The sequence below is a fragment of the Actinosynnema sp. NPDC002837 genome (assembly GCF_040295345.1).
Classification (GTDB): Bacteria; Actinomycetota; Actinomycetes; order Mycobacteriales; family Pseudonocardiaceae; genus Actinosynnema.
Genome location: NZ_JBEOVG010000051.1, coordinates 18,129 through 39,654, shown reverse-complemented (window position 1 = coordinate 39,654; position 21,526 = coordinate 18,129). Strand labels below are relative to the sequence as shown.

Here is a 21,526-nt window from a genome sequence, read left to right as displayed (position 1 = left end):
GCACGCGGGGGCCGGTCCTCTCCTCAGCTCAGGTTCGGTGACTGCGGTAGCCGCCGAGTCCTTCGTCGTCGGCGTCGTGCCACAGCTTCGGGTCGTACGGCGTGTCCGGGACGACGACGACCTCCCTCTCGACCCGAGGCGCTTCACGCGGCCGTGGCGTGCTGTCCAGTTCCGCCAGCTCGGTCGCGTCGATGTCCATGCGCTCGACGTCGTTGGCCAGCCTCTGCACCGCGGCCACGTCGCCGTACCGCGCGCGCAGGCCGCCGACGCAGTGGCGCAGTTGGCCAAGCGCCCGACGCAGCTCCACGATCTCGGAGGACGTCATGGTCAGCACCTCCCTCGGGTCGATCCGTGTGCCGACTCTGCCAAGCGGAAGCCCTTGTGACAAGAACCACAGTGTGTCCCGAGTCGCGTCCCAGGATCTGAATCGTTTTTGTCACGATCATGTGTCGTGACATACTGTGCCTGCTGTCACGTCCGTCCGTGCGACGCCAGCGCTGTCGTCCCACCGGGCCCACCACGGCCCGTGATCACCACCGGAGACAGCGAACCATGAGCGTGCATCCCGTCGTCGCCGAAGTGACGGCTCGAATCGCCGCCCGCAGCGCCGCCGGCCGGTCCGCCTACCTGGAACGACTCGCCCAAGCCCAGCAAGACGGCCCCGCCCGCCGCGACATGGCGTGCAGCAACCTGGCCCATGGCTTCGCCGGGATCACGGGCGGTGACAAAGACCTCCTCCGGGCGCTGCGTCGCCCGAACGTGGCGATCGTGTCCGCGTACAACGACATGCTGTCCGCCCACCAGCCGATGCACGAGTACCCCGCGTGGATCAAGGACGCGGCCCGGGCCGTCGGCGGCGTGGCGCAGTTCGCGGGCGGCGTGCCCGCCATGTGCGACGGCATCACCCAGGGCCGCGCGGGCATGGAGCTCTCGCTGTTCAGCCGCGAGGTCATCGCGATGGCCACCGGCATCGCCCTGTCGCACGAGATGTTCGACTCGGCGCTGCTGCTCGGCGTGTGCGACAAGATCACGCCCGGCCTGCTGATCGGCGCGCTGTCGTTCGGGCACCTGCCCGCGATCCTGGTGCCCGCGGGCCCGATGAGCTCCGGCCTGCCGAACTCGGAGAAGGCCCGCGTGCGGCAGCTGTACGCGGAGAACAAGGCGTCCCGCGAGGACCTGCTCGAAGCCGAGGCGCAGTCCTACCACAGCCCCGGGACCTGCACGTTCTACGGCACGGCGAACTCCAACCAGCTCGTGGTCGAGGTCATGGGCCTGCACCTGCCCGGCGCGAGCTTCGTGCCGCCGGGCACCAAGCTGCGCAAGGCGCTGACCGAGGAGGCCGCGCGGCGCGCGGTGGAGATCAGCCGGGGCGAGGACTACACCCCGATCGGGCACGTGGTGGACGTGAAGTCCGTGGTCAACGGCGTGATCGCGCTGCTGGCCACCGGTGGGTCGACCAACCACACCATGCACCTGGTCGCGATCGCGTCGGCCGCGGGCATCGAGCTGAGCTGGGACGACTTCTCCGAGCTGTCCTCGGTGGTGCCGCTGCTGGCCCGCGTCTACCCGAACGGGTCGGCGGACATCAACCACTTCCAGGCCGCGGGCGGCGTGCCGTTCCTCGTCTCCACCCTGCTGGACGCGGGCCTGCTGCACGCCGACGTGACGACCGTGGCCGGCCCCGGGCTCGACCGCTACCGGCAGGAGCCGGTGCTGGTGGAAGGCGTGCTGATGTGGCGGCCGGGCCCGCCGCGCTCGCTGGACACCGACGTGCTGCGGCCCGCCTCGGAGCCCTTCGCGGCCGACGGCGGCCTGCGCATGCTGTCGGGCAACCTCGGCCGTGCGGTGATCAAGGTGTCGGCGGTCAAGCCGGAGAACCGGGTCGTGGAGGCGCCCGCGCGCGTGTTCACCTCGCAGGAGGCGTTCAGCGCCGCGTTCCAGGCCGGTGAGCTGGAGCGGGACGTGGTCGTGGTGGTGCGGCAGCAGGGCCCGCAGGCCAACGGGATGCCCGAGCTGCACAAGCTGACGCCCGCGCTGGGCGTGCTGATGGACCGGGGCTTCAAGGTCGCGCTGGTCACCGACGGCCGGATGTCCGGCGCGTCGGGCAAGATCCCGGCCGCGATCCAGGTCACCCCGGAGGCGGCCGTAGGCGGTCCGCTGGCCCGCGTGCGTGACGGCGACGTGCTGCGGCTGGACGCCGAGACCGGCACGCTGGAGGCGTTCGTGGACCCGGCGGAGTTGGCCGCGCGCGATCTGGTGGACTTCCCGCCGGACGCGCAGGCGTGGACCGGCACGGGCCGGGAGCTGTTCGCCGCGCTGCGCCGGGCGATCGGGCCCGCCGACCGGGGCGCGAGCGTGTTCGGACCGATCGCGGCCTCGCACTTCGAAGGCCAGTTCAACCAGGAGGTGTCCCGGTGACCAACGCCCCGGCTCACGCGACGGCGGCGGACCTGCTCGCGCTGTCCCCCGTCATCCCGGTCGTCGTCGTGGACGACGCCGAGCACGCCGTGCCGCTGGCGGAGGCGTTGCTGCGCGGCGGGGTGCGGGTGATCGAGCTGACGCTGCGCACGCCGGCCGCGCTGGCCGCGATCGAGCGGGTGGCGGCGGAGGTGCCGGGCATCGTGATCGGCGCCGGCACCGTGACCGCGCCGGAGCACGCCGAGCAGGCGGCCAAGGCCGGTGCGGCGTTCCTCGTCACGCCGGGGTCGACCAACCGGGTGCTGGACGCGGCCGAGGACACCGGGCTGCCGTTCCTGCCGGGCGCGGCGACCGTGTCGGAGGCGATGCGACTGGCCGAGCGCGGGCTGACGTCGCTGAAGTTCTTCCCGGCCGAGGCCGCGGGCGGGGTGGACTACCTGAAGTCCATCGGCGGTCCGCTGCCCGGCCTGCGGTTCTGCCCGACCGGCGGCATCACGCCCGCGACCGCGCCGAACTACCTGGCGCTGCCGAACGTCGGGTGCGTCGGCGGGTCGTGGCTCGCGCCCAAGGACGCGCTGGTGGCCGGCGACTGGGCGCGGATCGAAGAGCTGGCGCGGGCCGCGTCGGCGCTCTGACCCGGGACGTTCCGGTGCGCTGAATCCGAGCGTTCCGGTGGTCTGAACCCAGGCGTTCCGGGTGCGCTGAACCCGGGCGTCCCGGTGGTCTGATCTCGACGGAGGGCGTCTTCCCGTGACGGGGAGGCGCCCTCTTCGTCAGGCCAGGTGGGCGAGGGCTTCGGGGATCGAGTCGGCGACCGGTGCGCCGGTGCGTTCGAGCACCGCGCGCGAGCTGGTGCCGGTGGCGACCAGGACGACCTGCGCGCCGACGTGCCTGGCGGCTTCGGCGTCGTCGGCCACGTCGCCGATGAGCACGACATCGCGCGGGCGCAGCCGCAGGGCCGCCAGGTGCTCGGCGAGGTGCTCGGCCTTCGAGCCGCCGTCACCCGCGGCCTTGAGGCCGTCGACCCGGCTGAACAGCTCGCCGAGCCCGAAGCGGGCGACCAGCGGCACCAGCTCGTCGTGGAACCACATGGACAGCAGCGACTGGCTGTGCCGCAGCGCCCTCAGGTGGTCGGGCACGCCGGTGGCCAGCCCGCAGCGGTCCATCAACGCGCGGTACTCGGCGTGGTAGACGGTGTCGATGCGAGCCCAGTCCGCCGCCGTCAGCGCACGGCCGAACATCCGCTCGTAGCAGTCCTTGATCGGGCGGCTGAACACCTCGCGCCAGTGCTCCAGCGTGATGGCGGCGTGGCCGAAGTCCGCGCAGACCCGGTTGACGGCGGCGAGCACGGCGTCGTTGTCGGCGAACAAGGTGCCGTTCCAGTCCCAGACGACGTGGTCGGCCCTGATCCTCACTCGAACAGGTTACGACGATAGGTTGAGTGCTCACTTCTGGGGAGGTAGTGGGGGATGGACGCGCGACGAACCACGGTGGTCGCCGAGCCGCGCGGGCAGGTGGCGCTGGTGTCGGTCGGGTTCCCGGTGCTGGGCGCGCTCGTGGTGTGGGGCTTGAAGTCGATCGCCGGGTGGGTGGCCGACCTGTCGTGGGCCCCGATGCAGGGACCGTTCCGGTTGGTGGCGTCCGTGCCGGAGCCGTGGGCGACGATCGGCTCGGTGGCCGTCGGCGCGCTGCTCGGGCTGGTGGTGGCCGGGATCGCGGCGCACGAGCGGCTGGTGGTCGAGGTGTTCAACGAGGGCGTCGAACTGCTCAGGGGCGGCCGGCACCGCAGCTTCGACCGGACGCTGGTGTCCGGGGTGTTCCTGGACGGCAAGAAGCTCGTGCTGCTCGGCGTGGACACCGGCGAGTTGGCCCGGGAGAGCCACGACCTGAAGCCGGAGGTGCTGGCCGAGGCCTTCCAGACCCACGGCTACCAGTGGTTGGACGGCGACCCGTACCGGGAGGACTACCGGCGGTGGGTCGACGGCACGCCGGACCTGCCGCCCGGGGCGAACGCGCTGCTGAAGGTGCGGGCCGAGGCGTTGCGCAAGGAGGACAAGGAGGACGCCGCCGAGTTGCGGGAGGAGTTGAGCCGGCTCGGCGTCGTCGTGCGCGAGGAGAAGAAGCGCCAGTACTGGCGTCTCACCCGAACGCTGCCGTGAGTGCGCATACGCTCACGGAGTGATCACCGGCGGGGGCGGGAACGCCAGGCAGGCGGAGACCGACGGCGCGGGTGGGCGGTTGTGGCTCAGGGGGCAGCGCGGTGCTGTGCCGGCTGTGCGCTCTGATCCCACTCGCGGTGTGGTACCTCGAAGACCTCGACTGGCCGTGGTGGGCGCTGGTCGGCGTGGTCGTCGGGCTGGAGGTGGTCCACCAAGAGGAAGGGCCCGACACCTCGGTGCTGGGCCTGCGCATCAGCGGTGACGACGTGCCGCCGTTCGACGCGACCTACCGCGGCCGGCACCGGCCGGACCACCGGGTGGGCGCCGGCTTCGACGCGGTGGTCGACCCGCCCGACGACCTGTTCGCCCTCAAGCCGGGCCTCGGCCCGCGGTGACCGGTCGCCGCATCCGCTCCCGGCGGCGGTCCGCCCTTCAGTCCTGAGCCAGGTCGTCCAACGTCGTGGTGTCCTCGCCGGCCCGGCGCAGTTCCTCGCGGACCACGCGGTAGGCCAGGCCTTCCGCGTAGCCCTTGCGGGCCAGGGCGGCGACCAGGCGGCGGATCTTGGTGGTGTCGTCCAGGCCCGCCATGGTGCGCAGCTTCTTGCGCACCAGGTCGCGCGCCCGGTCTTCCTCGGCCTCGTCGTCCACCGCGGCGACGGCCTCGGCCGCCACCTCGTCCGCCACGCCCTTGCGCCGCAGTTCCACGGCCAGGGCACGGCGGGCCAGGCCCTGGTGCGCGTGCCGCGAGCGGACCCAGACCTCGGCGAACGCGGCGTCGTCGATCAGGCCCGCCCGGTCGAACTTGGCCAGCACCAGCTCGGCCGTCTGCTCGCTGATGCCCTTGCGCAGCAGGGCGTCCTTCAGCTCGACGCGGGTGCGGGCCCGGGCGGTGAGCAGCGCGTAGCAGATGTCCGTCGCCTTGCGCTGCTCCTTCGCCGGGTCGACCGGGCGCGGCTCGGTGTCCTCGGCCGAAGGGTCGCGGGACAGCCCGCGACCACGGCCACCTCGTCCCGCCACGCCGGCTTAGAACTCGACCGGCGCCGCGGCGGGCTCCTCGGCGTCGAGGGTGGCGCCGATGCCCAGCTTGTCCTTGATCCGCTTCTCGATCTCGTTGGCCACGTCCGGGTTGTCGCGCAGGAACTTCCGCGCGTTCTCCTTGCCCTGGCCCAGCTGGTCGCCCTCGTAGGTGTACCAGGCGCCCGACTTGCGCAGGATGCCCTGGTCGACGCCCATGTCGATGAGCGAGCCCTCACGGCTGATGCCCTGGCCGTAGAGGATGTCGAACTCGGCCTGCTTGAACGGCGGGGCCACCTTGTTCTTCACGATCTTGACCCTGGTGCGGTTGCCGACCGGCTCGCCGCCGTCCTTCAGGGTCTCGATGCGCCGCACGTCCAGCCGCACCGACGCGTAGAACTTCAGCGCCTTGCCACCGGTCGTGGTCTCGGGCGAGCCGAACATCACGCCGATCTTCTCGCGCAGCTGGTTGATGAAGATCGCGGTGGTGTTGGAGTTGCTGAGCGCGCCGGTGATCTTGCGCAGCGCCTGGCTCATCAGCCGGGCCTGCAGACCCACGTGGTTGTCGCCCATCTCGCCCTCGATCTCGGCGCGGGGCACCAGGGCCGCCACCGAGTCGATGACCAGGATGTCGAGCGCGCCGGAGCGGACGAGCATGTCCGCGATCTCCAGCGCCTGCTCGCCCGTGTCGGGCTGGGAGACCAGCAGCGCGTCGGTGTCGACGCCCAGCTTCTTCGCGTAGTCCGGGTCGAGCGCGTGCTCGGCGTCGATGAACGCCGCGATGCCGCCGGCGCGCTGGGCGTTGGCCACGGCGTGCAGCGCCACCGTCGTCTTACCCGAGGACTCGGGGCCGTAGATCTCGATCACGCGGCCGCGGGGCAGGCCGCCGATGCCGAGCGCGACGTCGAGCGCGATCGCACCGGTGGGGATCACCTGGAGCGGGGCGCGGACCTCGTCGCCGAGCCGCATGACCGAGCCCTTGCCGTACTGCTTGTCGATCTGGGCCAGGGCCAGTTCGAGGGCCTTGTCCCGGTCGGGTGCCTGGGGTGCCATCTGGAAGTCCACCTCGGAGTGTCTTGGGTTCGCGGTGCGATGTCGGGGCCGACGTTACGGGTGGGGTCCGACATTTTCCGGTGGGGACCAGGTCACCCGCGGGGTGGTGTCACCCGGTCGTGTCGGGGAGTGTAGCCGAACAGGTGTTCGACCACCGGGTCGACACGCCGGGTCACCGCCGCTGTTCCGGCACGTCGAAGGCGTCGCAGACGGCCAGCCAGATCTCCTTGGCCTCGAGACCCGCCTCCAACGCCTGGTCGGGAGTCCGACCGCCGAGGGCGGACAGCACGTGGTCCCGGGCCACCATCTCCGCCCTGACCTGGCCGAACTCCCTGGCCATCAGCTTGCGGAACATCGTGATGCGCATCGGGTCCAGCCTAACGCGCGGCCGTCCGGACCGGACCGCCGACGTCGGCGAACGCGCCCGGTCAGCCCAGCGCCGCGGCGACCAGGCCACCGTCGACGACCAGGTCCTGCCCGTTGACGTAGGACGCCTCACCGGAGGCGAGGAACGCGACCGCGGCGGCGACGTCCTCGGCGGTGCCGAGCCGACCGGCGGCCACTGCGGCGACGACGGCGGCTCCCGCCTCGGCGGAGACGTTGTCGTGGAACATCGGGGTCTCGATGTAGCCGGGGCTGACCGAGTTCACCCGCACTCCCCTGGGCGCCAGTTCGGCCGCGAGGGTGTGCGCCAGGTTGTGCACGGCCGCTTTGGTCGCCGCGTAGAGGGACGCGCCGGGCAGGCCGCGGTGCAGCGTCCACGACGCGTTGATCACGATCGCGGCGTGGTCGGCCAGCAGCGGGAGGGTCTTCTGGATGGTGAAGAACACGCCTTTGAAGTTGATGCCCACGAGGCGGTCGAACTCGGCCTCGGTGACGTCGCCGCTCGGCTGGAACGAGGCGACGCCCGCGTTCGCGAAGACCACGTCCAGCCGGCCGTGCCGGTCCCTGATCGCGGCCGTCAGCGCGTCGAGGTCGGTGAGGCTCGCCACGTCGCCGCGCACCGCGAGGACGTCGCCTGCCAGCTCGTCGACCACGGCGTCCAGCCGGGCCTGGTCGCGCCCGGTGACGACCACCCGCGCGCCCTCGGCGAGCAGCCTCCGCGCGGCGGCCAGCCCCATGCCGCTCGTGCCGCCGGTGATGAGCGCGACCTTGTCCTTGAACCGGGAAGTGCTGTGCGTCATGGGATCCAGCGTGCCGACCGGCGCCGCGGGCAGGCAGTGCGCGCTCAACCCGGGAGTGCCACCACCACCCTCGCGCGCCGGTCAGGCCGAGACGGCCGCCCCGCGCGCCAAGCGTTCGAGCTGCTCCGCGGTCGCCGTGCCGGGCCGCGGGTTGCACAGCTCCAGGTACCGGTCCGAGCCGTCGGCCACGGCCAGGGTCGTCACGTCGAAGACCAGGTCGCCCGCCTCCGGGTGGCGGACCGCCTTCACCGCCTGCACCTGGGCGCCCACCTCGTGGCGCGCCCACAGCTCGGCGAACTCGGTGCTCACGGCGCCGAGCGCGTCGACCACCCGGTCGAACCCCGGGTCGCCGGGCGCGTGCGCCGCGTCGGCGCGGAAGGCGGCGACGACGACCGGTGCGACCGACGCCCAGTGGACGTGCATGTCGCGGTAGCGGGCGTTGGTGAAGAACGTGACCAGGCAGTTGTGGTCGGTGTCGTCGTAGCCGAACACGGTCCGGGTCGCGTCGTTGATCGCGAGCAGGTTCCAGTACCGGTCCCGGAGGATCGCGGGCCGCGGCATCCACGCGTCGAGCAGGCGGCGCAGCTCCGGGCTGACCTCGTCACCTCGCGCGCCGCCGACCCGCGGCGGGTTGAGACCGGCCAGCAGGTACAGGTGGGCGCGTTCGAGGTCGGTCAGGCGCAACGCCCGGCTGATCGCGTCGAGCACCTCCGACGAGACCGTGATGTCGCGGCCCTGCTCCAGCCACGTGTACCAGGACACCCCGACCCCGGCCAGCGCGGCGACCTCCTCGCGCCGCAGTCCCGGCGTCCGGCGCCTGCCCACCGCCACGAGGCCGACGTCGGCGGGCGTGAGCCGGGCGCGGCAGGTCCGCAGGAAGTCGCGGAGCTGCTCGCGCCGACGCGGTCGGACCGCAAGGGATTCGCTGGTCATGTGCCACGGTAACAACGAGCCCGGTCAGCGCGCCGCCGTCCAGGCCGGGCTGTCGACGTAGTGGTTGTCGAACCGGTCCTGCGAGTCGCGGATCTCCTGAGGGCTCGCCTCGCCGCGCTGCACGCGGTCGAGCAGGCGGTAGTAGTCGAACCGGCCCACGCCCGGCGTGAAGACGTACAGGACGTCCGCGTCGGCGCCCTTGAGCGCACCGAACGCGTGCGGCACGCGTGGCGGCACGACGAGGAAGTCGCCGCGCTCCAGGGTCACCACGTCCTGGTCCAGCAGCACCTGGAGCGTGCCGTCGAGCACGAAGAACAGCTCCGAGGCGCGGGTGTGGAAGTGCGGCGGCGCGCCGTCGGCGCCGTCGCGGAAGGTGGACCGGTTGCTGGTCAGACCGTCGAGGTCGGCGAGGAGGGTGACGACGGCGGCGGGGTCGGCGGCGAGCTTCTCGGCCTGGTCGGCGCGGACGAGCAGGGTGTTTTCCATGTGGTCGAGCCTCGTCGCCGGCAGGGCCCCGAACAACGACCACGATCGAATGGAACGATAACCTGGCGGTTATGGAACGACGTGACCTGGAGGTCTTCCTGGCGCTGGCGGAGGAGCTGCACTTCAGCCGCACCGCCGAGCGGCTGCACGTCTCCCAGGCGCGGGTCAGCCAGTCCGTCAAGCAGCTGGAACGCCGCATCGGCGCGCCGCTGTTCGAGCGGACCAGCCGACGGGTCGCGCTCACGCCCATCGGCCGCCGCCTGCGTGACGACCTGGCGCCGGCCTATCAGCAGATCGTGGACGGCATAGCGCGCGCTGTGGAGGCCGCACGCGGCACGTCCCTGCTGCGCGTCGGCTTCGAGGCGCCGGCCCTCGCCGATCTCGTCGCCGACGTCCTGAACACCTTCCGCGCCCGCCACCCCGACAGCGAGGTGCGCGTGCGGGAGGCGCCGTTCACCGATCCGTTCGCGCTGCTCAGGGCCGACGAGGTGGACGTGCTGGTGACGTTGTTCCCGGTCCGCGAGCCGGACCTGACGTGCGGGCCGGTGGTGCACGAAGAGCCCTTGGTGCTCGCCGTGTCCGACACCCACCCGTTCACGCGGCAGGAGGCCGTGACGCTGGAGGACCTGGCCCGCGACACGGTCTTCCGCGCCGCCTACTGGCGCGACACGACGCCCGCCGGCGCGCCGATCAAGCGAGGTCGGGACGTCACGACGTTCCAGGAACTGCTCACCGCGATCGCCGACGGCGAGGGCGTCTGCCCGCTGGGTGCGCACGCGGCCGGCTACTTCGCGCGCCCGAAGATCGCGTTCCTGCCGCTGGTGGGCGCACCGCGCCTGGCCTGGGGCATGGTCTGGCGCACGGCGGGCGAAACGGTCCGCGTGCGCGAGTTCGCGGCGGCGGCGCGCTAACCTCGACGTGTGCTGTTGTTGCAGGAAGACCCCACGGGCATGTCGTCGCCGATCGCCACGGTCGCGGTGATCGCCGGCCTGGTCGCGGCGATCGTGGTCGGCCTGCGCGCGCTCTGGTACAACCGCAAGCGCTGATCACCGCACCCGCTGCACGGACGCGAACAGGCACGTCACCAGCAGCGGCAGCGCGGTGAACCCGACCACCAGGCCGAGCGCGGCGTAGGACCACGCGGTCACCACGACGCCCGCCACGACGCCGCCGAGCGCGCCGCCGACGTTCATGCACAGGTCCGACAGGCCCTGCGCGGCCGGCCGGTCCGCCACCTCGACCGACTCGGTGAGCAGCGCCGATCCCGCCACCACGCCCGCCGACCAGCCGAACGCCAGCAGCGCCATCCCCGCGGCGAGCTGCGGCGCGCCGTGCGACGGCGCCATGCCCGCGATGCCGGACGCGGCGACCACGAGCGCCGCGCCGATCGCCAGCACCGGCACCCGGCCGAGCCGGTCGGCCATCCACCCGAACAGCGGGCTCGCCACGTACATGGCGGCGACGTGCAGGCTGACCACCACGCCCACGACGCGCAACGACGAGCCGCCGTGCTCCATGTGGACCGGGGTCATCGACATCATGCCCACCATCGCGGTGTGGCACAGCGCCAGGCCGCCCAGCGCGAGCTTCCCGGCCGGGGGCAGCGACCGCCACACCACCACCGACCGCCGGGCGCGGGGCGTGACGGCCGCCCTCGCCACCGTGAGCGGATCGGGCCGCAGGAACCGCAGGACGACGAGCGCGGCCAGGCCGAACAGCACCGCCGACAGCAGGTACGGCCCGGCGCCCACCGGCAACCCCAGCCGCACGGCCACCCGCCCCGCCGGGTCGGCCAGGTTCGGCCCGACCACCGCGCCCACCGTCGCCGCCCACACCACCAGCGCCACCGAGCGCGCCCGGCGGTGCGGGTGGGCCAGGTCCGCGCCCGCGTACCGGGCGGCGAGGTTCGCGCCGGCCGCCGCGCCGAACAGCACGAGCGCGACCAGCAGCACCTGCCACGAGCCGAGCACGACCGCGCACGCCGCCACCGCCGCGCCCACCGCGCCCGCGCCGTAGCCGAGGGCCAGCGCCGGACGACGTCCGCTGCGGGCCGCCAACCGGGCCGCGGGCAGCGCGAACACCGCCGCGCCGAGCACCGCGGCCGTCTGCGCCATCCCGCCGACCGCGTCGGAGTCGGCGAGCACGGCCGCGACGAGCGTGCCGACCGCCATGCCGATGGCGACGCCGGCCGCACCGAGGACCTGGGTCACCGCCAGCACCCGCAGGACCCTGCGCTGCACGGCGTCGACCACGGTCACGATCTTGAGGGTGCCAGGGCGGAACGAGCCCTACCAGCCACCGTCCGGGTCTCAGGTGCCGGGTTGGACCGTTGCCTCGAAGAAGTCCGCGACCTGGTCGGCGGTCAGCTCCTCGCCGCCGCTCTTGGTCACGATGCCGAGCAGCGGCAGGTCGTCCGCGGTGAACACGAGCAGCCCCAGCCCGCCGTCCGCGGCGGCCCGGTACTTGCCGGTGAGGCCGTTGCCCGCCCACTGCGCCTCGACCATGTCGGTCTTGAGCGACCGCACGACGGCCTCCGCGCCGTGCTGCGCGCCGACGACCGTCTCGGTGAGCACGTACTGGACCGAGTAGTCGTCCTTCACCGCGCAGCTGACCACGGTGCCCTTGATGCCGTCGACGCCGCCCACGCCGGGCGTGCCGCCCGCCTTGCACGTGCTGGTGTCCGGGATCGTGCCCGCGAGCAGGCGCAGGCACTCGGTGAAGCCCTTGTCGTCCTGCTGGGTGTCGTTCTTGCACTCCTGCGCGCTGGGCACGCTCACCCCGTTGAGCGCGAAGATCCCGCCGACCACGGCCAGCACGAGCACCACGGCCGCGCCCGCCGAGATGAGCACGGTCCGGTTGGGCTTCTTCCGCTCCGGCTTGGCCTGCGCGCGGGGTGCGACGGTCGGGAAGTTGAACTGCTGCGGCCCGGTCTGCGGGTAGACCTGGTACGCGCCGCTGGCGTTCGGGTTCACCTGGTAGGCGCCGCTGGCACTGGGGTTGACCTGGTACGCGCCGCTCGCGCTGGGGTTCACCTGGTAGGCGCCGCTGGCGCTCGGGTTCACCTGGTGCGCGCCGCTGACCGCCGGGTTCGGCTGCTGGAACGCGCCGGACGGCGGGGTCACCGGCTTGGTGACGACCGTGTCGGGCTCCGTCGGCCTGGTCGGCTCCTGGGACCGCGGCGTGACGCCGTTCTTGGGCACGTGGTGCGCGCCGAGGGCGACCGACGTCTCGGGCTGGTCCAGGCTCGTCGGCACGATCCGCACCTGCTCGGCGATCATGGTCGCCACCAGCGGGATCCGGCTGGCGCCGCCGACCAGGTAGATGCCCGCGAGCTGGTTGGGCGCCATGCCGGTGGAGCGGATCGTGGACTCCAGCAGCTCCACGCTGCGCATCATGCTCGGCCGGACCAGCGCCTCCAGGTCGGACCGGTTGACCAGCACGTCCTCGAACGGCTCCGGCATCGGCACCTCGGTGTGCGCGTGCCGCGACAGCGACTCCTTGGCCGCGCGCACGTCCTCCTGCAACGTGCGGCGGGCCCGGCGGTCGGCCGTCGACTCCGGGCGCAGCAGCCGCTGCCAGGCCGCCGGGTCGCGGTGCGAGACCTGCCTGCCGACGTGCTCGAGCAGCGCCTGGTCGACGTCGAGGCCGCCGAGGTCCGGCAGGCCGTCCTCGGCGAGCACGGTGAAGCCGCTCTGGGTGGCGCCGACGATGGCCACGTCGAACGTGCCCGCGCCGAGGTCGTAGACCGCGAGCGCCTGGCCGACGGCCAGCGAGGCGTAGTGGGAGGCGGCGGCGACCGGCTCGGGCACCAGCACGATCTCGCCGGTCACGCCCGCGAGGCGGGCCGCGGACAGCAGCACGTTGCGGCGCGTCGGGCCCCATTGCGCGGGGTGGGTGAGGCGGACCTCGTCCAGCGGCTCGCCGCCCAGCTGGCGGGTGGTCTCGTCGAGCACGCGGCGCAGCACGGCGGCCAGCGCGTCGGTCACCGGCACCACGTTGTCGCCCAGCAGCAGCACGCCGTCGTCCACCCGGCGCTTGGGGTTGGGCTCGAAGCGGGCGGGGTCGAGGCGGGCGCGGCGCTCGGCGTCACGGCCGACGACCAGCGTGCCGTCCTCCTCGCAGTAGACGGCCGACGGCATGGTGGCCGAGCCGTCCACCTCCACGACCCTGGGCGGCCGTCCGTGCGCCGCGAGCACCGCGACGGTGTTGGAAGTGCCCAGGTCGACGGACAGGACGCGCACGGTGACCCCTTCGGTTCGAACGGGGTGATCGTGCCACAAACGAAAAATGTCGGACCCCTGGTTCAAGATGTGGGGGTGGATGTTCTGGCCGCGTTCTCCCCCGCGACCCGGCAGTGGTTCGCCGGGGCCTTCGCCGCGCCCACGCCAGCGCAGGCGGGCGCGTGGGAGGCGGCGGCGGCCGGTGAGCACGCGCTGGTCATCGCGCCGACCGGGTCCGGCAAGACGTTGGCCGCGTTCCTCTGGGCGCTCGACCGGCTGGCGTCCACGCCGAAGCCCGCCGAGCCGAAGCGGCGGTGCCGGGTGTTGTACGTCTCGCCGCTGAAGGCGCTGGCGGTGGACGTGGAGCGCAACCTCAGGGCGCCGCTGGCGGGCATCCGGCAGGCCTCGCACCGGCTGTCGCTGCCCGAACCGGACGTCACGGTCGGCATGCGCACCGGCGACACACCGGCGGACGCGCGGCGCGCGTTCGCCCGGACACCGCCGGACGTGCTGGTCACCACGCCGGAGTCGTTGTTCCTGGTGCTCACGTCGGCCGCGCGGGAGTCGTTGCGCGGCGTCGAGACGGTGATCGTCGACGAGGTGCACGCGGTGGCCGGCACCAAGCGCGGCGCGCACCTCGCCCTGTCCCTCGAACGGCTGGACGCGCTGCTGGAGCGGCCCGCGCAGCGGATCGGGCTGTCCGCGACGGTCCGACCGGTCGAGGAGGTGGGCGCGTTCCTCGCGGGCGGGCGGCCGGTGCGGGTCGTGCAGCCGAGGACGGCCAAGACGATCGAGGTCCGGGTCGAGGTGCCGGTCGAGGACATGTCGGTGCTCGGCGAGCCGACCGGCGAGGTGTCGGGCTCGGCGGCGGGCGCGGAGCAGCGGGCGTCGATCTGGCCGTCGGTGGAGCAGCGGGTCCTGGAGCTGGTGCGAGAGCATCGGTCGACCATCGTGTTCGCCAACTCGCGGCGGTTGGCCGAACGGCTCACCGCGCGGCTCAACGAGCTCGCCGAGGAGGCCTTCGAGCTGGAGCGGTTCCCCGCCGAGGCGCCCGCCCAGTCCGGCGTCACGACCCAGCGCTCGGCCGCGATCGCCCGCGCACACCACGGCTCCATGTCGCGCGAGCAGCGGGTGGTGGTCGAGGAGGAGCTGAAGTCGGGGCGGCTGCCGTGCGTGGTGGCCACCTCGTCGCTGGAGCTCGGCATCGACATGGGCGCGGTCGACCTGGTGGTTCAGGTGGAGGCGCCGCCCACGGTGGCGTCCGGGTTGCAGCGCGTCGGCCGGGCCGGGCACCAGGTGGGCGCGGTGTCACGCGGGGTGATGTTCCCGAAGTTCCGCGGCGACCTGGTGTCGTGCGCGGTGGTGGCGGAGCGGATGCGGGACGGCGCGATCGAGGCGGTGCGGTACCCGCGCAACCCGCTGGACGTGCTGGCCCAGCACGTCGTGGCCATGGTGGCGATGGAGACGTGGACGGTCGAGGCGCTGTCCGGGCTGGTGCGGCGGGCCGCGCCGTTCGCCGCGCTGCCGGAGTCGGCGTTGCAGGCGGTGCTGGACATGCTCGCGGGCCGTTATCCGAGCGAGGAGTTCGGCGAGCTGCGGCCCCGGATCACGTGGGACCGGATCACGGGCGAGCTGCGCGGCAGGCCGGGTTCGCAGCGGCTGGCGGTGACCTCGGGCGGCACGATCCCGGACCGGGGCCTGTTCGCGGTGATGACGCCGCCGTCCGAGCGCGGTCCCGGCTCGCGGGTCGGCGAGCTGGACGAGGAGATGGTCTACGAGTCGCGGGTGGGCGACACGTTCCTGCTGGGCACGTCGTCGTGGCGGGTCGAGGACATCACGCACGACCGGGTGATCGTGGTGCCCGCGCCGGGCCAGCCCGCGCGGATGCCGTTCTGGAAGGGCGACGCGCCGGGCCGCCCGCTGGAGCTGGGGCGGGCGCTGGGGAAGTTCCTGCGCGAGGTGTCCACGATGGAGGACGCGTCGGCGGCGGAGCGGACCGCGTCGGCCGGGCTGGACGCGTGGGCGACGTCGAACCTGCTGGCCTACCTGGGCGAGCAGCGCGAGGCGACCAGGCACGTGCCCAACGACCGGGTCGTGCTGGTGGAGCGGTTCCGCGACGAGCTGGGCGACTGGCGGCTGGTGGTGCACTCGCCGTTCGGGGCGCAGGTCAACGCGCCGTGGGCGCTGGCGATCGCGGCCCGGCTGCGGGAGCGGCGCGGCATCGAGGTGCAGGCGGCGCACTCCGACGACGGGATCGTGATCCGGCTGCCCGACGCGGTCGACCTGGACGGCGCGCAGGTCGTGGCGGGCGCGGACGACGTGCTGCTCGACCCGGAGGAGGTCGAGCAGGTCGTGGTGGCCGAGGTGGGCGGCTCGGCGCTGTTCGCGGCCCGGTTCCGGGAGTGCGCGGCGCGGTCGCTGCTGCTGCCCCGGCGCGACCCGCGCAAGCGCTCGCCGTTGTGGCAGCAGCGGCAGCGGGCGGCGCAGCTGCTGTCGGTGGCGGCGAAGTACGAGAGCTTCCCGGTCGTGCTGGAGGCGATGCGCGAGGTCCTGCAGGACGTGTACGACGTGCCCGGCCTGCGCGAGCTGATGACCGACATCCGGGCACGGCGGGTGCGCGTGGTCGAGGTGGAGACGCCGTCGCCGTCGCCGTTCGCGCGCAGCCTGCTGTTCGGGTACGTCGGGATGTTCCTGTACGAGGCGGACGCGCCGCTGGCCGAGCGGCGGGCGGCGGCGTTGTCGCTGGACTCGGCGCTGCTGGCGGAGCTGCTGGGCTCGGAGGCGATCCGGGAGCTGCTCGACCCGGAGGTCGTGGAGGAGGTCGAGCGCAACCTCCAGCGCCTCGCGCCGGACCGGCACGCGCGCGACGCGGAGGGCGCGGCGGACCTGCTGCGGTTCCTCGGCGACCTGTCCGAGGCGGAGGCGCTGGCACGGGGCGTGCGGCCGGAGTGGCTGGCGGACCTGGTGGCGCAGCGGCGGGCGATCCGGGTGCGCATCGCGGGCGAGGACCGGGTGATCGGCATCGAGGACGCGGGCCGGGTGCGCGACGCGCTCGGCGTGGCGCTGCCGGTGGGCGTGCCGGAGGTGTTCACCGAGCCGGTGGCCGACCCGCTGGGCGACCTGCTGGGGCGGTACGCGCGCACGCACGGGCCGTTCCCGGCGGTGGAGGCGGCGGAGCGGTTCGGGTTGGGCGTGGCCGTGGTGACCGGGGTGCTGGAGCGGATGGCGGCCACCGGGCGGCTGGTGCGCGGCGAGCTGCGGCCCGGCGGCACGCACACCGAGTACTGCGACGCCGAGGTGCTGCGGCGGTTGCGGCGTGCGTCGCTGGCCCGGCTGCGGGCCGAGGTGGAGCCGGTGGAGCCGGCCGCGCTGGGCCGGTTCCTGCCGGGCTGGCACGGGGTGGGTCGGCGGCTGCGGTCCGCGCCGACCGTGGACGACGTGTACTCGGTGGTCGAGCAGCTCGCGGGCGCGCCGCTGCCCGCGAGCGCGGTGGAGTCGCTGGTGCTGCCCTCGCGGCTGCCCGGCTACAGCCCCGCGCTGCTGGACGAGCTGACCGCGTCCGGCGAGGTGACGTGGACCGGGTGCGGCTCGCTGGCCGGCGGCGACGGCTGGATCGCGCTGGCGCCGACGGACGTGGCCGACCTGCTGCTGCCGGACCTGGTGCCGGAGGCGATGCCGGACTCGTCGCTGCACACCGCCGTGGTGGAGGCGTTGGGCGGCGGCGCGTTGTTCTTCCGGCAGGTGGTCGACCGGGTGTCGTTGCAGGGCCCGACGACGGACGGCGAGGTCGTCGGCGCGCTGTGGGACCTGGTGTGGGCGGGCGTGGTCACGAACGACACGTTGGCGCCGCTGCGGGCGCTGGTCGCGGGCGGCGGCACGGCGCACAAGCCCCGGCGGGCCGCGCCACGTGGCCGCTACGCGCGGATGCGGGCCAGCAGACCGGACCTGCCCAGCCGCACCGGGCCGCCGACGGTGGCGGGCCGGTGGTCGCTGGCCGTGGTGCCCGCGGTGGACGCGACGCGGCGGGCGCACGCGCGGGCCGAGGCGTTCCTGGAGCGGCACGGCGTGCTGACGCGTGGCGCGCTGGACACCGAGCGGGTGACCGGCGGGTTCAGCGGCGTGTACCGGGTGCTGCGCGCGATGGAGGAGTCCGGGCAGGTCGTGCGCGGGTACGTGGTCGAAGGGCTCGGCGCGGCGCAGTTCGCGGCCCGGGGCGCGGTGGACCGGCTGCGGGCGTCGTCGAGGTCGCCGGGCCAGGAGCACGTGGGCACGCCGGACGCCGTCGTGCTGGCGGCGGCCGACCCGGCGCAGCCCTACGGCGCGGCGCTGGCGTGGCCGGAGCCGTCGGGCGAGGGCAAGCACCGGCCGGGCCGCAAGTCCGGCGCGCTGGTCGTGCTGGTGGACGGGCTGGCCACGCTCTACGTGGAGCGGGGCGGCCGTTCGCTGCTGTCGTTCACCGAGGAGGAGGACCCGTTGCGCGCGGCGGCGCAAGCGCTGAGCCGAGCCGTGCGCGACGGCTGGCTGGGGCAGCTGGCCGTGCAGCGCGCGGACGGCGAGGTGGCGCTGGGGTCGCGGCTCGCGGTCATCCTCCAGGACGCGGGCTTCCGCGCCACGCCCAAGGGGTTGCGGCTGCGGGCGTGAAGGACCTGTCCGGACAACCCTCGCGCGGCGCGGCACGTCCCGCGCACATGGGGTTGCCACCGGACGGGCACGTGCACAGCGAGTGGTCGTGGGACACGCTGCTCGGGTCGATGGAGAGGTCGTGCGCGCGGGCGGTCGAGCTCGGGCTGCCCTCGGTCGCGTTCACCGAGCACGCGGACTTCACGTCGTGGACCGTGCCGGAGGAGTTCGTGCCGAGGCTGCCCGGGCACTTCACCACGCGCATCCGGCCGGACGGCGTCCTGGAACCGCCGGACCTCGACGTCGAGGGGTACCTGGCCTGCTTGGCGCGGTGCCGGGAGCGGTTCCCCGGGCTGCGGGTGGTGTCGGGGGTGGAGTTGAGCGAGCCGCACTGGTACCCGGACCGGGTGGCGGGGGTCATCGGCGGCGCCGGGTTCGAGCGCGTGCTCGGCTCGGTGCACGCGGTGCGGCACGACGGGGGCAACCAGGAGATCAGCGCCCTGTACGGCCGGCTGCCGGCGGACGAGGTGGTGCGGCGCTACCTGGCCGAGGCGCGGCGGCTCGCCTGGTCGTCCGCGCCGTTCGAGGTGCTGGCGCACGTCGACTACCCGATCCGCGACTGGCCGGGCGTGTTCGAGCCGCGCCGGTTCGAGGAGGAGTTCCGGGCGGTGCTGCGGGCGTTGGCGGGCAGCGGGCGGGTGTTGGAGGTCAACACCAAGGTCCCGCTGCACGCCGAGGTGGTGCGGTGGTGGCGCGAGGTCGGTGGTCGGGCGGTGAGCTTCGGCAGTGACGCCCACGAGCCCGCGCTGGTCGGGCACGGGTTCGCCGAAGCCGCGGCGGTGGTCGAGTCGTGCGGCTTCCGCCCGGGACGGACGCCGCACGACTTCTGGGTCCGCTGAGCCGTCAGCGGAACAGCGCGCTGTAGGCGTTGAGCGCGGGCTGGCCGCCCAGGTGCGCGTAGAGGACGTCGGAGTCGCGCGGGATCTCGCCGCTGGAGACCAGTTCCACCAGGCCCGCCAACGACTTGCCCTCGTACACCGGGTCGGTGATCATGCCCTCCAGCCGGGCGCCGAGCTTCATGGCGTCCACTGTGGACTCACCCGGCACGCCGTAGATGCCTTCGTGGAAGCGGTCGTCGAGGATGACGTCCTCGTCGGTCACCTTCACGCCCAGCAGGTCCGCCGTGTTCTTGGCGATGCGCGTGATCTGCGCCTTGGTGTCGCACGGCTCGGCGGAGGCGTCGATGCCGATCACCCGCCGGCCGCTGCCCGCGAACCCGGCGACCATGCCCGCCTGCGTGCTGCCGGTCACCGAGCACACGACGATCGTGTCGAACCGCACGCCCAGCTCGGCCTCCTGCCGCTCGACCTCGGCCGCCCACCCGGCGAACCCGAGCCCGCCGAGCGGGTGGTCCGACGCGCCCGCCGGGATCGCGTACGGCTTGCCGCCGGCCGCGCGCACGTCCTCGATCGCCTGCTCCCACGCGGGTTTCACGCCGATGCCGAAGCCCGCCTGGACCAACCGCACCTCGGCGCCCATCAGCCGGCTGAGCAGGATGTTGCCCACCCGGTCGTACACCGCGTCCGGCCAGTCGACCCAGCTCTCCTGCACCAGCACGCACTTCAGCCCGGCCCGCGCCGCCGCCGCGGCGACCTGGCGCGTGTGGTTGGACTGCACGCCGCCGATCGACACCAGCGTGTCGCAGCCCGTCGCCAACGCCTCCGCCACCAGGTACTCCAGCTTGCGGGTCTTGTTGCCGCCGTAGGCCAGCCCGGAGTTGCAGTCCTCCCGCTTGGCCCACACCCGCGCGCCGCCGAGGTGACTGGTGAGCCGCTCCAGCCGGTGCACCGGGGACGGGCCGAAGGTCAGCGGGAAACGCTCGAAATCGCCCAGCGCCATGTCAGTTCTCCTCAACCCGGAACAGGTCTGCCAACGTCGCCCAGTTCCGCTCGACCAGCCGTGCCGCGAGGTCGGCGTCGGCCGCGGCGAAGGCGGTGATGATCTCGTCGTGCATCGCCACCGAGTGGCGGCCGGTCGGCGCGGCGAACCGCAGCCGTTCCAGCCTGCGCACCAGGGGCGTGTAGCGCTCGATGGTGGCCGTGACGGCGAAGTTGCCGCCACGCCGCACGGCCACCGCGTGGAACTCGTCGTCGGCGGCGAGCGCGGCGGGCACGTCGCCGGAGGCGAGGGCGCGGGCGAACGCCGTGTTCGCCGCGCGCATCGCGTCCAGGTCCGCCTCGACGAGGCGTGGCGCGGCCAGCCGGGCGGCGACCGCGTGCATGGCCTGGACGACCACGTGCGCGTCGCGCACCGCCGCCGTGTCCAGCGGCGTGACCCGCGTGTAGCTGTGCGGCTTGCTCTCGACCAGGCCTTCGTCGGTCAGCCGCGCCAACGCCTCGCGCACCGGCGTCCGGGACAGGCCCAGCCGTTCGGCCAGCTCCACGTCCTTGATCGGCACGCCGGGCGCCAGGTCGCCGCCCAGGATCGCCTCGCGGATCGCGATCAACGCCTGGTCGCGGTAGAGGGCGCGACTAATATATTGCATACTGGCGCACTGTAGACGGTCACCGACCAGAGCACCAGGAGCCGTGCGAGCCGGGGAGATCGGCCGGCGGCAGGAGCGGGTTGCGTCCACCGGGTTGCGCCCACTCCCCTTCGCCAGGTTCAGGGGCGATCCGAGTAGTGCGAGTTCACCGCGGGTTGGCCGGTGTAGTTGGGGCCGGCCTGGTCGTCCGCGCCGAGGTAGCGGAACGGGAGGTCGACCTGCCGGCGCCCGACGCACCTGACGCGGCGCCGTCGCGAGTCGTAGTCGAACCCCGCCGACCGCAGCGACCCGGTCAGCCGCCGGCCCCACGGACGACCCTCCGCCGACACGACCGCGGCGAGGTCGAGGTTCGCCACCAGGACGCCGTCCTCGGTCAGCCAGGACGCCGCGCGGGCGAGGACGCCGAGCTTGTCGCCGACGTAGTGCAGGCCGTGGACGCAGGTCACCAGGTCGAAGGACCGTCGCGGGGCGAAGGACTCCACCGGGCCCGTGACGAACTCCACCCCGGCGGGCGGCGGTCCGGCGAAGAAGTCGACGAGGTCGACGCCGGTGATCCGCAGCCGCGGGTCGTCCACCAGGCGGGCGCATTCGAGCAGCGCCGTGCCGGTGCCGCAGCACAGGTCGAGCCAGTGGAACGCCTCGGCGCCCCGCGACAGGCGGTCGGTGATCAGGTCGACGACGTCGAGGCCGAGTTCGCGGCCGTAGCCGTTGGAACCGGTGAGCCCGCGTTCGCGGTTCATGGCGCAGTTCGCCACGACCGACGACCGTTCCAGCGACTCGTCGTCCAGCAACCTGACCACGCTTCAGCCTAGCCGTCGCGGCGGGACGAGTGATCCGCGCCACGCGCCTGTCACAACTCTCGACCACGCGGCGTCTTGTGACCGCCCCGGGAGC

The 21,526-nt window shown here is 73.6% G+C and carries 21 protein-coding genes; 8 read left to right on the top strand and 13 right to left on the bottom strand.

What is annotated here, in order from left to right; genetic code table 11:
• Positions 1-28 precede the first annotated feature (28 nt).
• Positions 29-325, bottom strand: a complete 297-nt coding sequence (locus ABTZ99_RS28640; protein ID WP_498773766.1) for an Rv0250c family protein — start codon at positions 323-325, stop codon at positions 29-31.
• A 227-nt stretch (positions 326-552) separates the two neighbouring features.
• Between ABTZ99_RS28640 and edd the strand changes: the two genes are divergently transcribed.
• Positions 553-2,418 (top strand): phosphogluconate dehydratase, encoded by a 1,866-nt coding sequence (edd, locus tag ABTZ99_RS28635; protein ID WP_499615488.1) that lies wholly within the window; start codon positions 553-555, stop codon positions 2,416-2,418.
• On the top strand, positions 2,415-3,053 hold the full coding sequence (eda, locus tag ABTZ99_RS28630) for a bifunctional 4-hydroxy-2-oxoglutarate aldolase/2-dehydro-3-deoxy-phosphogluconate aldolase (RefSeq protein WP_499615485.1): 639 nt from the start codon (positions 2,415-2,417) through the stop codon (positions 3,051-3,053). The genes edd and eda overlap by 4 nt, the downstream gene beginning before the upstream one ends.
• A 138-nt stretch (positions 3,054-3,191) precedes the next feature.
• Here the strand turns inward: eda and ABTZ99_RS28625 are convergent, their stop codons facing one another.
• Positions 3,192-3,833, bottom strand: a complete 642-nt coding sequence (locus ABTZ99_RS28625) for an HAD family hydrolase (RefSeq protein ID WP_498773760.1) — start codon at positions 3,831-3,833, stop codon at positions 3,192-3,194.
• Between the two features lie 54 nt (positions 3,834-3,887).
• On the opposite strand from ABTZ99_RS28625, the gene ABTZ99_RS28620 reads away from it, so the two are divergent.
• Both ABTZ99_RS28620 and ABTZ99_RS28615 read left to right on the top strand, forming a co-directional pair.
• Positions 3,888-4,577 (top strand): YqeB family protein, encoded by a 690-nt coding sequence (locus ABTZ99_RS28620; RefSeq protein ID WP_498773758.1) that lies wholly within the window; start codon positions 3,888-3,890, stop codon positions 4,575-4,577.
• Positions 4,578-4,714: 137 nt separating this feature from the next.
• Positions 4,715-4,972 carry a hypothetical protein gene (locus tag ABTZ99_RS28615; protein WP_499615480.1) on the top strand — a complete coding sequence of 86 codons (258 nt, stop codon included), beginning with the start codon at positions 4,715-4,717 and terminating at the stop codon, positions 4,970-4,972.
• A 37-nt stretch (positions 4,973-5,009) separates the two neighbouring features.
• On the opposite strand, the gene ABTZ99_RS28610 is transcribed toward ABTZ99_RS28615, so the two are convergent.
• The 6 genes from ABTZ99_RS28610 to ABTZ99_RS28585 all read right to left on the bottom strand — a co-directional run bounded on the left by ABTZ99_RS28610 (position 5,010) and on the right by ABTZ99_RS28585 (position 9,247).
• Positions 5,010-5,564 carry a regulatory protein RecX gene (locus tag ABTZ99_RS28610; RefSeq protein WP_498774087.1) on the bottom strand — a complete coding sequence of 185 codons (555 nt, stop codon included), beginning with the start codon at positions 5,562-5,564 and terminating at the stop codon, positions 5,010-5,012.
• A gap of 36 nt (positions 5,565-5,600) precedes the next feature.
• Positions 5,601-6,644 (bottom strand): recombinase RecA, encoded by a 1,044-nt coding sequence (recA, locus tag ABTZ99_RS28605; RefSeq protein WP_498773754.1) that lies wholly within the window; start codon positions 6,642-6,644, stop codon positions 5,601-5,603.
• Between the two features lie 172 nt (positions 6,645-6,816).
• Positions 6,817-7,011, bottom strand: coding sequence for a DUF3046 domain-containing protein (locus ABTZ99_RS28600; protein ID WP_498773752.1), 195 nt, complete (start codon positions 7,009-7,011; stop codon positions 6,817-6,819).
• A 61-nt stretch (positions 7,012-7,072) separates the two neighbouring features.
• A complete protein-coding gene (locus tag ABTZ99_RS28595) occupies positions 7,073-7,828 on the bottom strand; it encodes a glucose 1-dehydrogenase (protein ID WP_498773750.1) in 756 nt (251 codons plus the stop codon).
• An 81-nt stretch (positions 7,829-7,909) separates the two neighbouring features.
• A complete protein-coding gene (locus ABTZ99_RS28590; RefSeq protein ID WP_498773748.1) occupies positions 7,910-8,761 on the bottom strand; it encodes a helix-turn-helix transcriptional regulator in 852 nt (283 codons plus the stop codon).
• A 24-nt stretch (positions 8,762-8,785) separates the two neighbouring features.
• Entirely contained in the window at positions 8,786-9,247 is a 462-nt protein-coding gene (locus ABTZ99_RS28585; protein WP_498773746.1) for a cupin domain-containing protein, read from the bottom strand.
• A gap of 71 nt (positions 9,248-9,318) precedes the next feature.
• On the opposite strand from ABTZ99_RS28585, the gene ABTZ99_RS28580 reads away from it, so the two are divergent.
• Together ABTZ99_RS28580 and ABTZ99_RS28575 are read left to right on the top strand one after the other, a co-directional pair.
• Positions 9,319-10,158: a LysR family transcriptional regulator gene (locus ABTZ99_RS28580; RefSeq protein ID WP_498773744.1), complete on the top strand. Its 840-nt coding sequence runs from the start codon at positions 9,319-9,321 to the stop codon at positions 10,156-10,158.
• 9 nt (positions 10,159-10,167) lie between these two features.
• Positions 10,168-10,293 (top strand): hypothetical protein, encoded by a 126-nt coding sequence (locus tag ABTZ99_RS28575; RefSeq protein ID WP_498773742.1) that lies wholly within the window; start codon positions 10,168-10,170, stop codon positions 10,291-10,293.
• On the opposite strand, the gene ABTZ99_RS28570 is transcribed toward ABTZ99_RS28575, so the two are convergent.
• Both ABTZ99_RS28570 and ABTZ99_RS28565 read right to left on the bottom strand, forming a co-directional pair.
• A complete protein-coding gene (locus ABTZ99_RS28570) occupies positions 10,294-11,505 on the bottom strand; it encodes an MFS transporter (RefSeq protein ID WP_498773740.1) in 1,212 nt (403 codons plus the stop codon).
• Between the two features lie 51 nt (positions 11,506-11,556).
• On the bottom strand, positions 11,557-13,488 hold the full coding sequence (locus ABTZ99_RS28565; protein ID WP_499615474.1) for an Hsp70 family protein: 1,932 nt from the start codon (positions 13,486-13,488) through the stop codon (positions 11,557-11,559).
• A gap of 75 nt (positions 13,489-13,563) precedes the next feature.
• Between ABTZ99_RS28565 and ABTZ99_RS28560 the strand changes: the two genes are divergently transcribed.
• Together ABTZ99_RS28560 and ABTZ99_RS28555 are read left to right on the top strand one after the other, a co-directional pair.
• A complete protein-coding gene (locus ABTZ99_RS28560; protein WP_499615471.1) occupies positions 13,564-18,108 on the top strand; it encodes an ATP-dependent helicase in 4,545 nt (1,514 codons plus the stop codon).
• A complete protein-coding gene (locus tag ABTZ99_RS28555) occupies positions 18,105-18,986 on the top strand; it encodes a PHP domain-containing protein (RefSeq protein ID WP_499615468.1) in 882 nt (293 codons plus the stop codon). The genes ABTZ99_RS28560 and ABTZ99_RS28555 overlap by 4 nt, the downstream gene beginning before the upstream one ends.
• Before the next feature lie 4 nt (positions 18,987-18,990).
• Here the strand turns inward: ABTZ99_RS28555 and ABTZ99_RS28550 are convergent, their stop codons facing one another.
• The 3 genes from ABTZ99_RS28550 to ABTZ99_RS28540 all read right to left on the bottom strand — a co-directional run bounded on the left by ABTZ99_RS28550 (position 18,991) and on the right by ABTZ99_RS28540 (position 21,432).
• Positions 18,991-19,986 carry a 1-aminocyclopropane-1-carboxylate deaminase gene (locus ABTZ99_RS28550; RefSeq protein WP_498773732.1) on the bottom strand — a complete coding sequence of 332 codons (996 nt, stop codon included), beginning with the start codon at positions 19,984-19,986 and terminating at the stop codon, positions 18,991-18,993.
• Position 19,987: 1 nt separating this feature from the next.
• The gene (locus ABTZ99_RS28545; RefSeq protein ID WP_499615465.1) at positions 19,988-20,632 is read right to left on the bottom strand and encodes a GntR family transcriptional regulator; all 645 of its coding nucleotides are present in this window, start codon (positions 20,630-20,632) and stop codon (positions 19,988-19,990) included.
• 119 nt (positions 20,633-20,751) lie between these two features.
• A complete protein-coding gene (locus tag ABTZ99_RS28540; RefSeq protein ID WP_498773727.1) occupies positions 20,752-21,432 on the bottom strand; it encodes a class I SAM-dependent methyltransferase in 681 nt (226 codons plus the stop codon).
• Between the last annotated feature and the right edge of the window lie 94 nt (positions 21,433-21,526).

Bases quoted from the DNA above. Each gene is read 5' to 3' on its own strand.
- ABTZ99_RS28545 (WP_499615465.1), bottom strand. From the start codon at position 20,632: ATGCAATATATTAGTCGCGCCCTCTACCGCGACCAGGCGTTGATCGCG.
- ABTZ99_RS28600 (WP_498773752.1), bottom strand. From the start codon at position 7,011: ATGCGCATCACGATGTTCCGCAAGCTGATGGCCAGGGAGTTCGGCCAG.
- ABTZ99_RS28585 (WP_498773746.1), bottom strand. From the start codon at position 9,247: ATGGAAAACACCCTGCTCGTCCGCGCCGACCAGGCCGAGAAGCTCGCC.
- ABTZ99_RS28550 (WP_498773732.1), bottom strand. From the start codon at position 19,986: ATGGCGCTGGGCGATTTCGAGCGTTTCCCGCTGACCTTCGGCCCGTCC.
- recA (WP_498773754.1), bottom strand. From the start codon at position 6,644: ATGGCACCCCAGGCACCCGACCGGGACAAGGCCCTCGAACTGGCCCTG.
- ABTZ99_RS28590 (WP_498773748.1), bottom strand. From the start codon at position 8,761: ATGACCAGCGAATCCCTTGCGGTCCGACCGCGTCGGCGCGAGCAGCTC.
- ABTZ99_RS28620 (WP_498773758.1), top strand. From the start codon at position 3,888: ATGGACGCGCGACGAACCACGGTGGTCGCCGAGCCGCGCGGGCAGGTG.
- ABTZ99_RS28580 (WP_498773744.1), top strand. From the start codon at position 9,319: ATGGAACGACGTGACCTGGAGGTCTTCCTGGCGCTGGCGGAGGAGCTG.
- ABTZ99_RS28595 (WP_498773750.1), bottom strand. From the start codon at position 7,828: ATGACGCACAGCACTTCCCGGTTCAAGGACAAGGTCGCGCTCATCACC.
- edd (WP_499615488.1), top strand. From the start codon at position 553: ATGAGCGTGCATCCCGTCGTCGCCGAAGTGACGGCTCGAATCGCCGCC.
- ABTZ99_RS28640 (WP_498773766.1), bottom strand. From the start codon at position 325: ATGACGTCCTCCGAGATCGTGGAGCTGCGTCGGGCGCTTGGCCAACTG.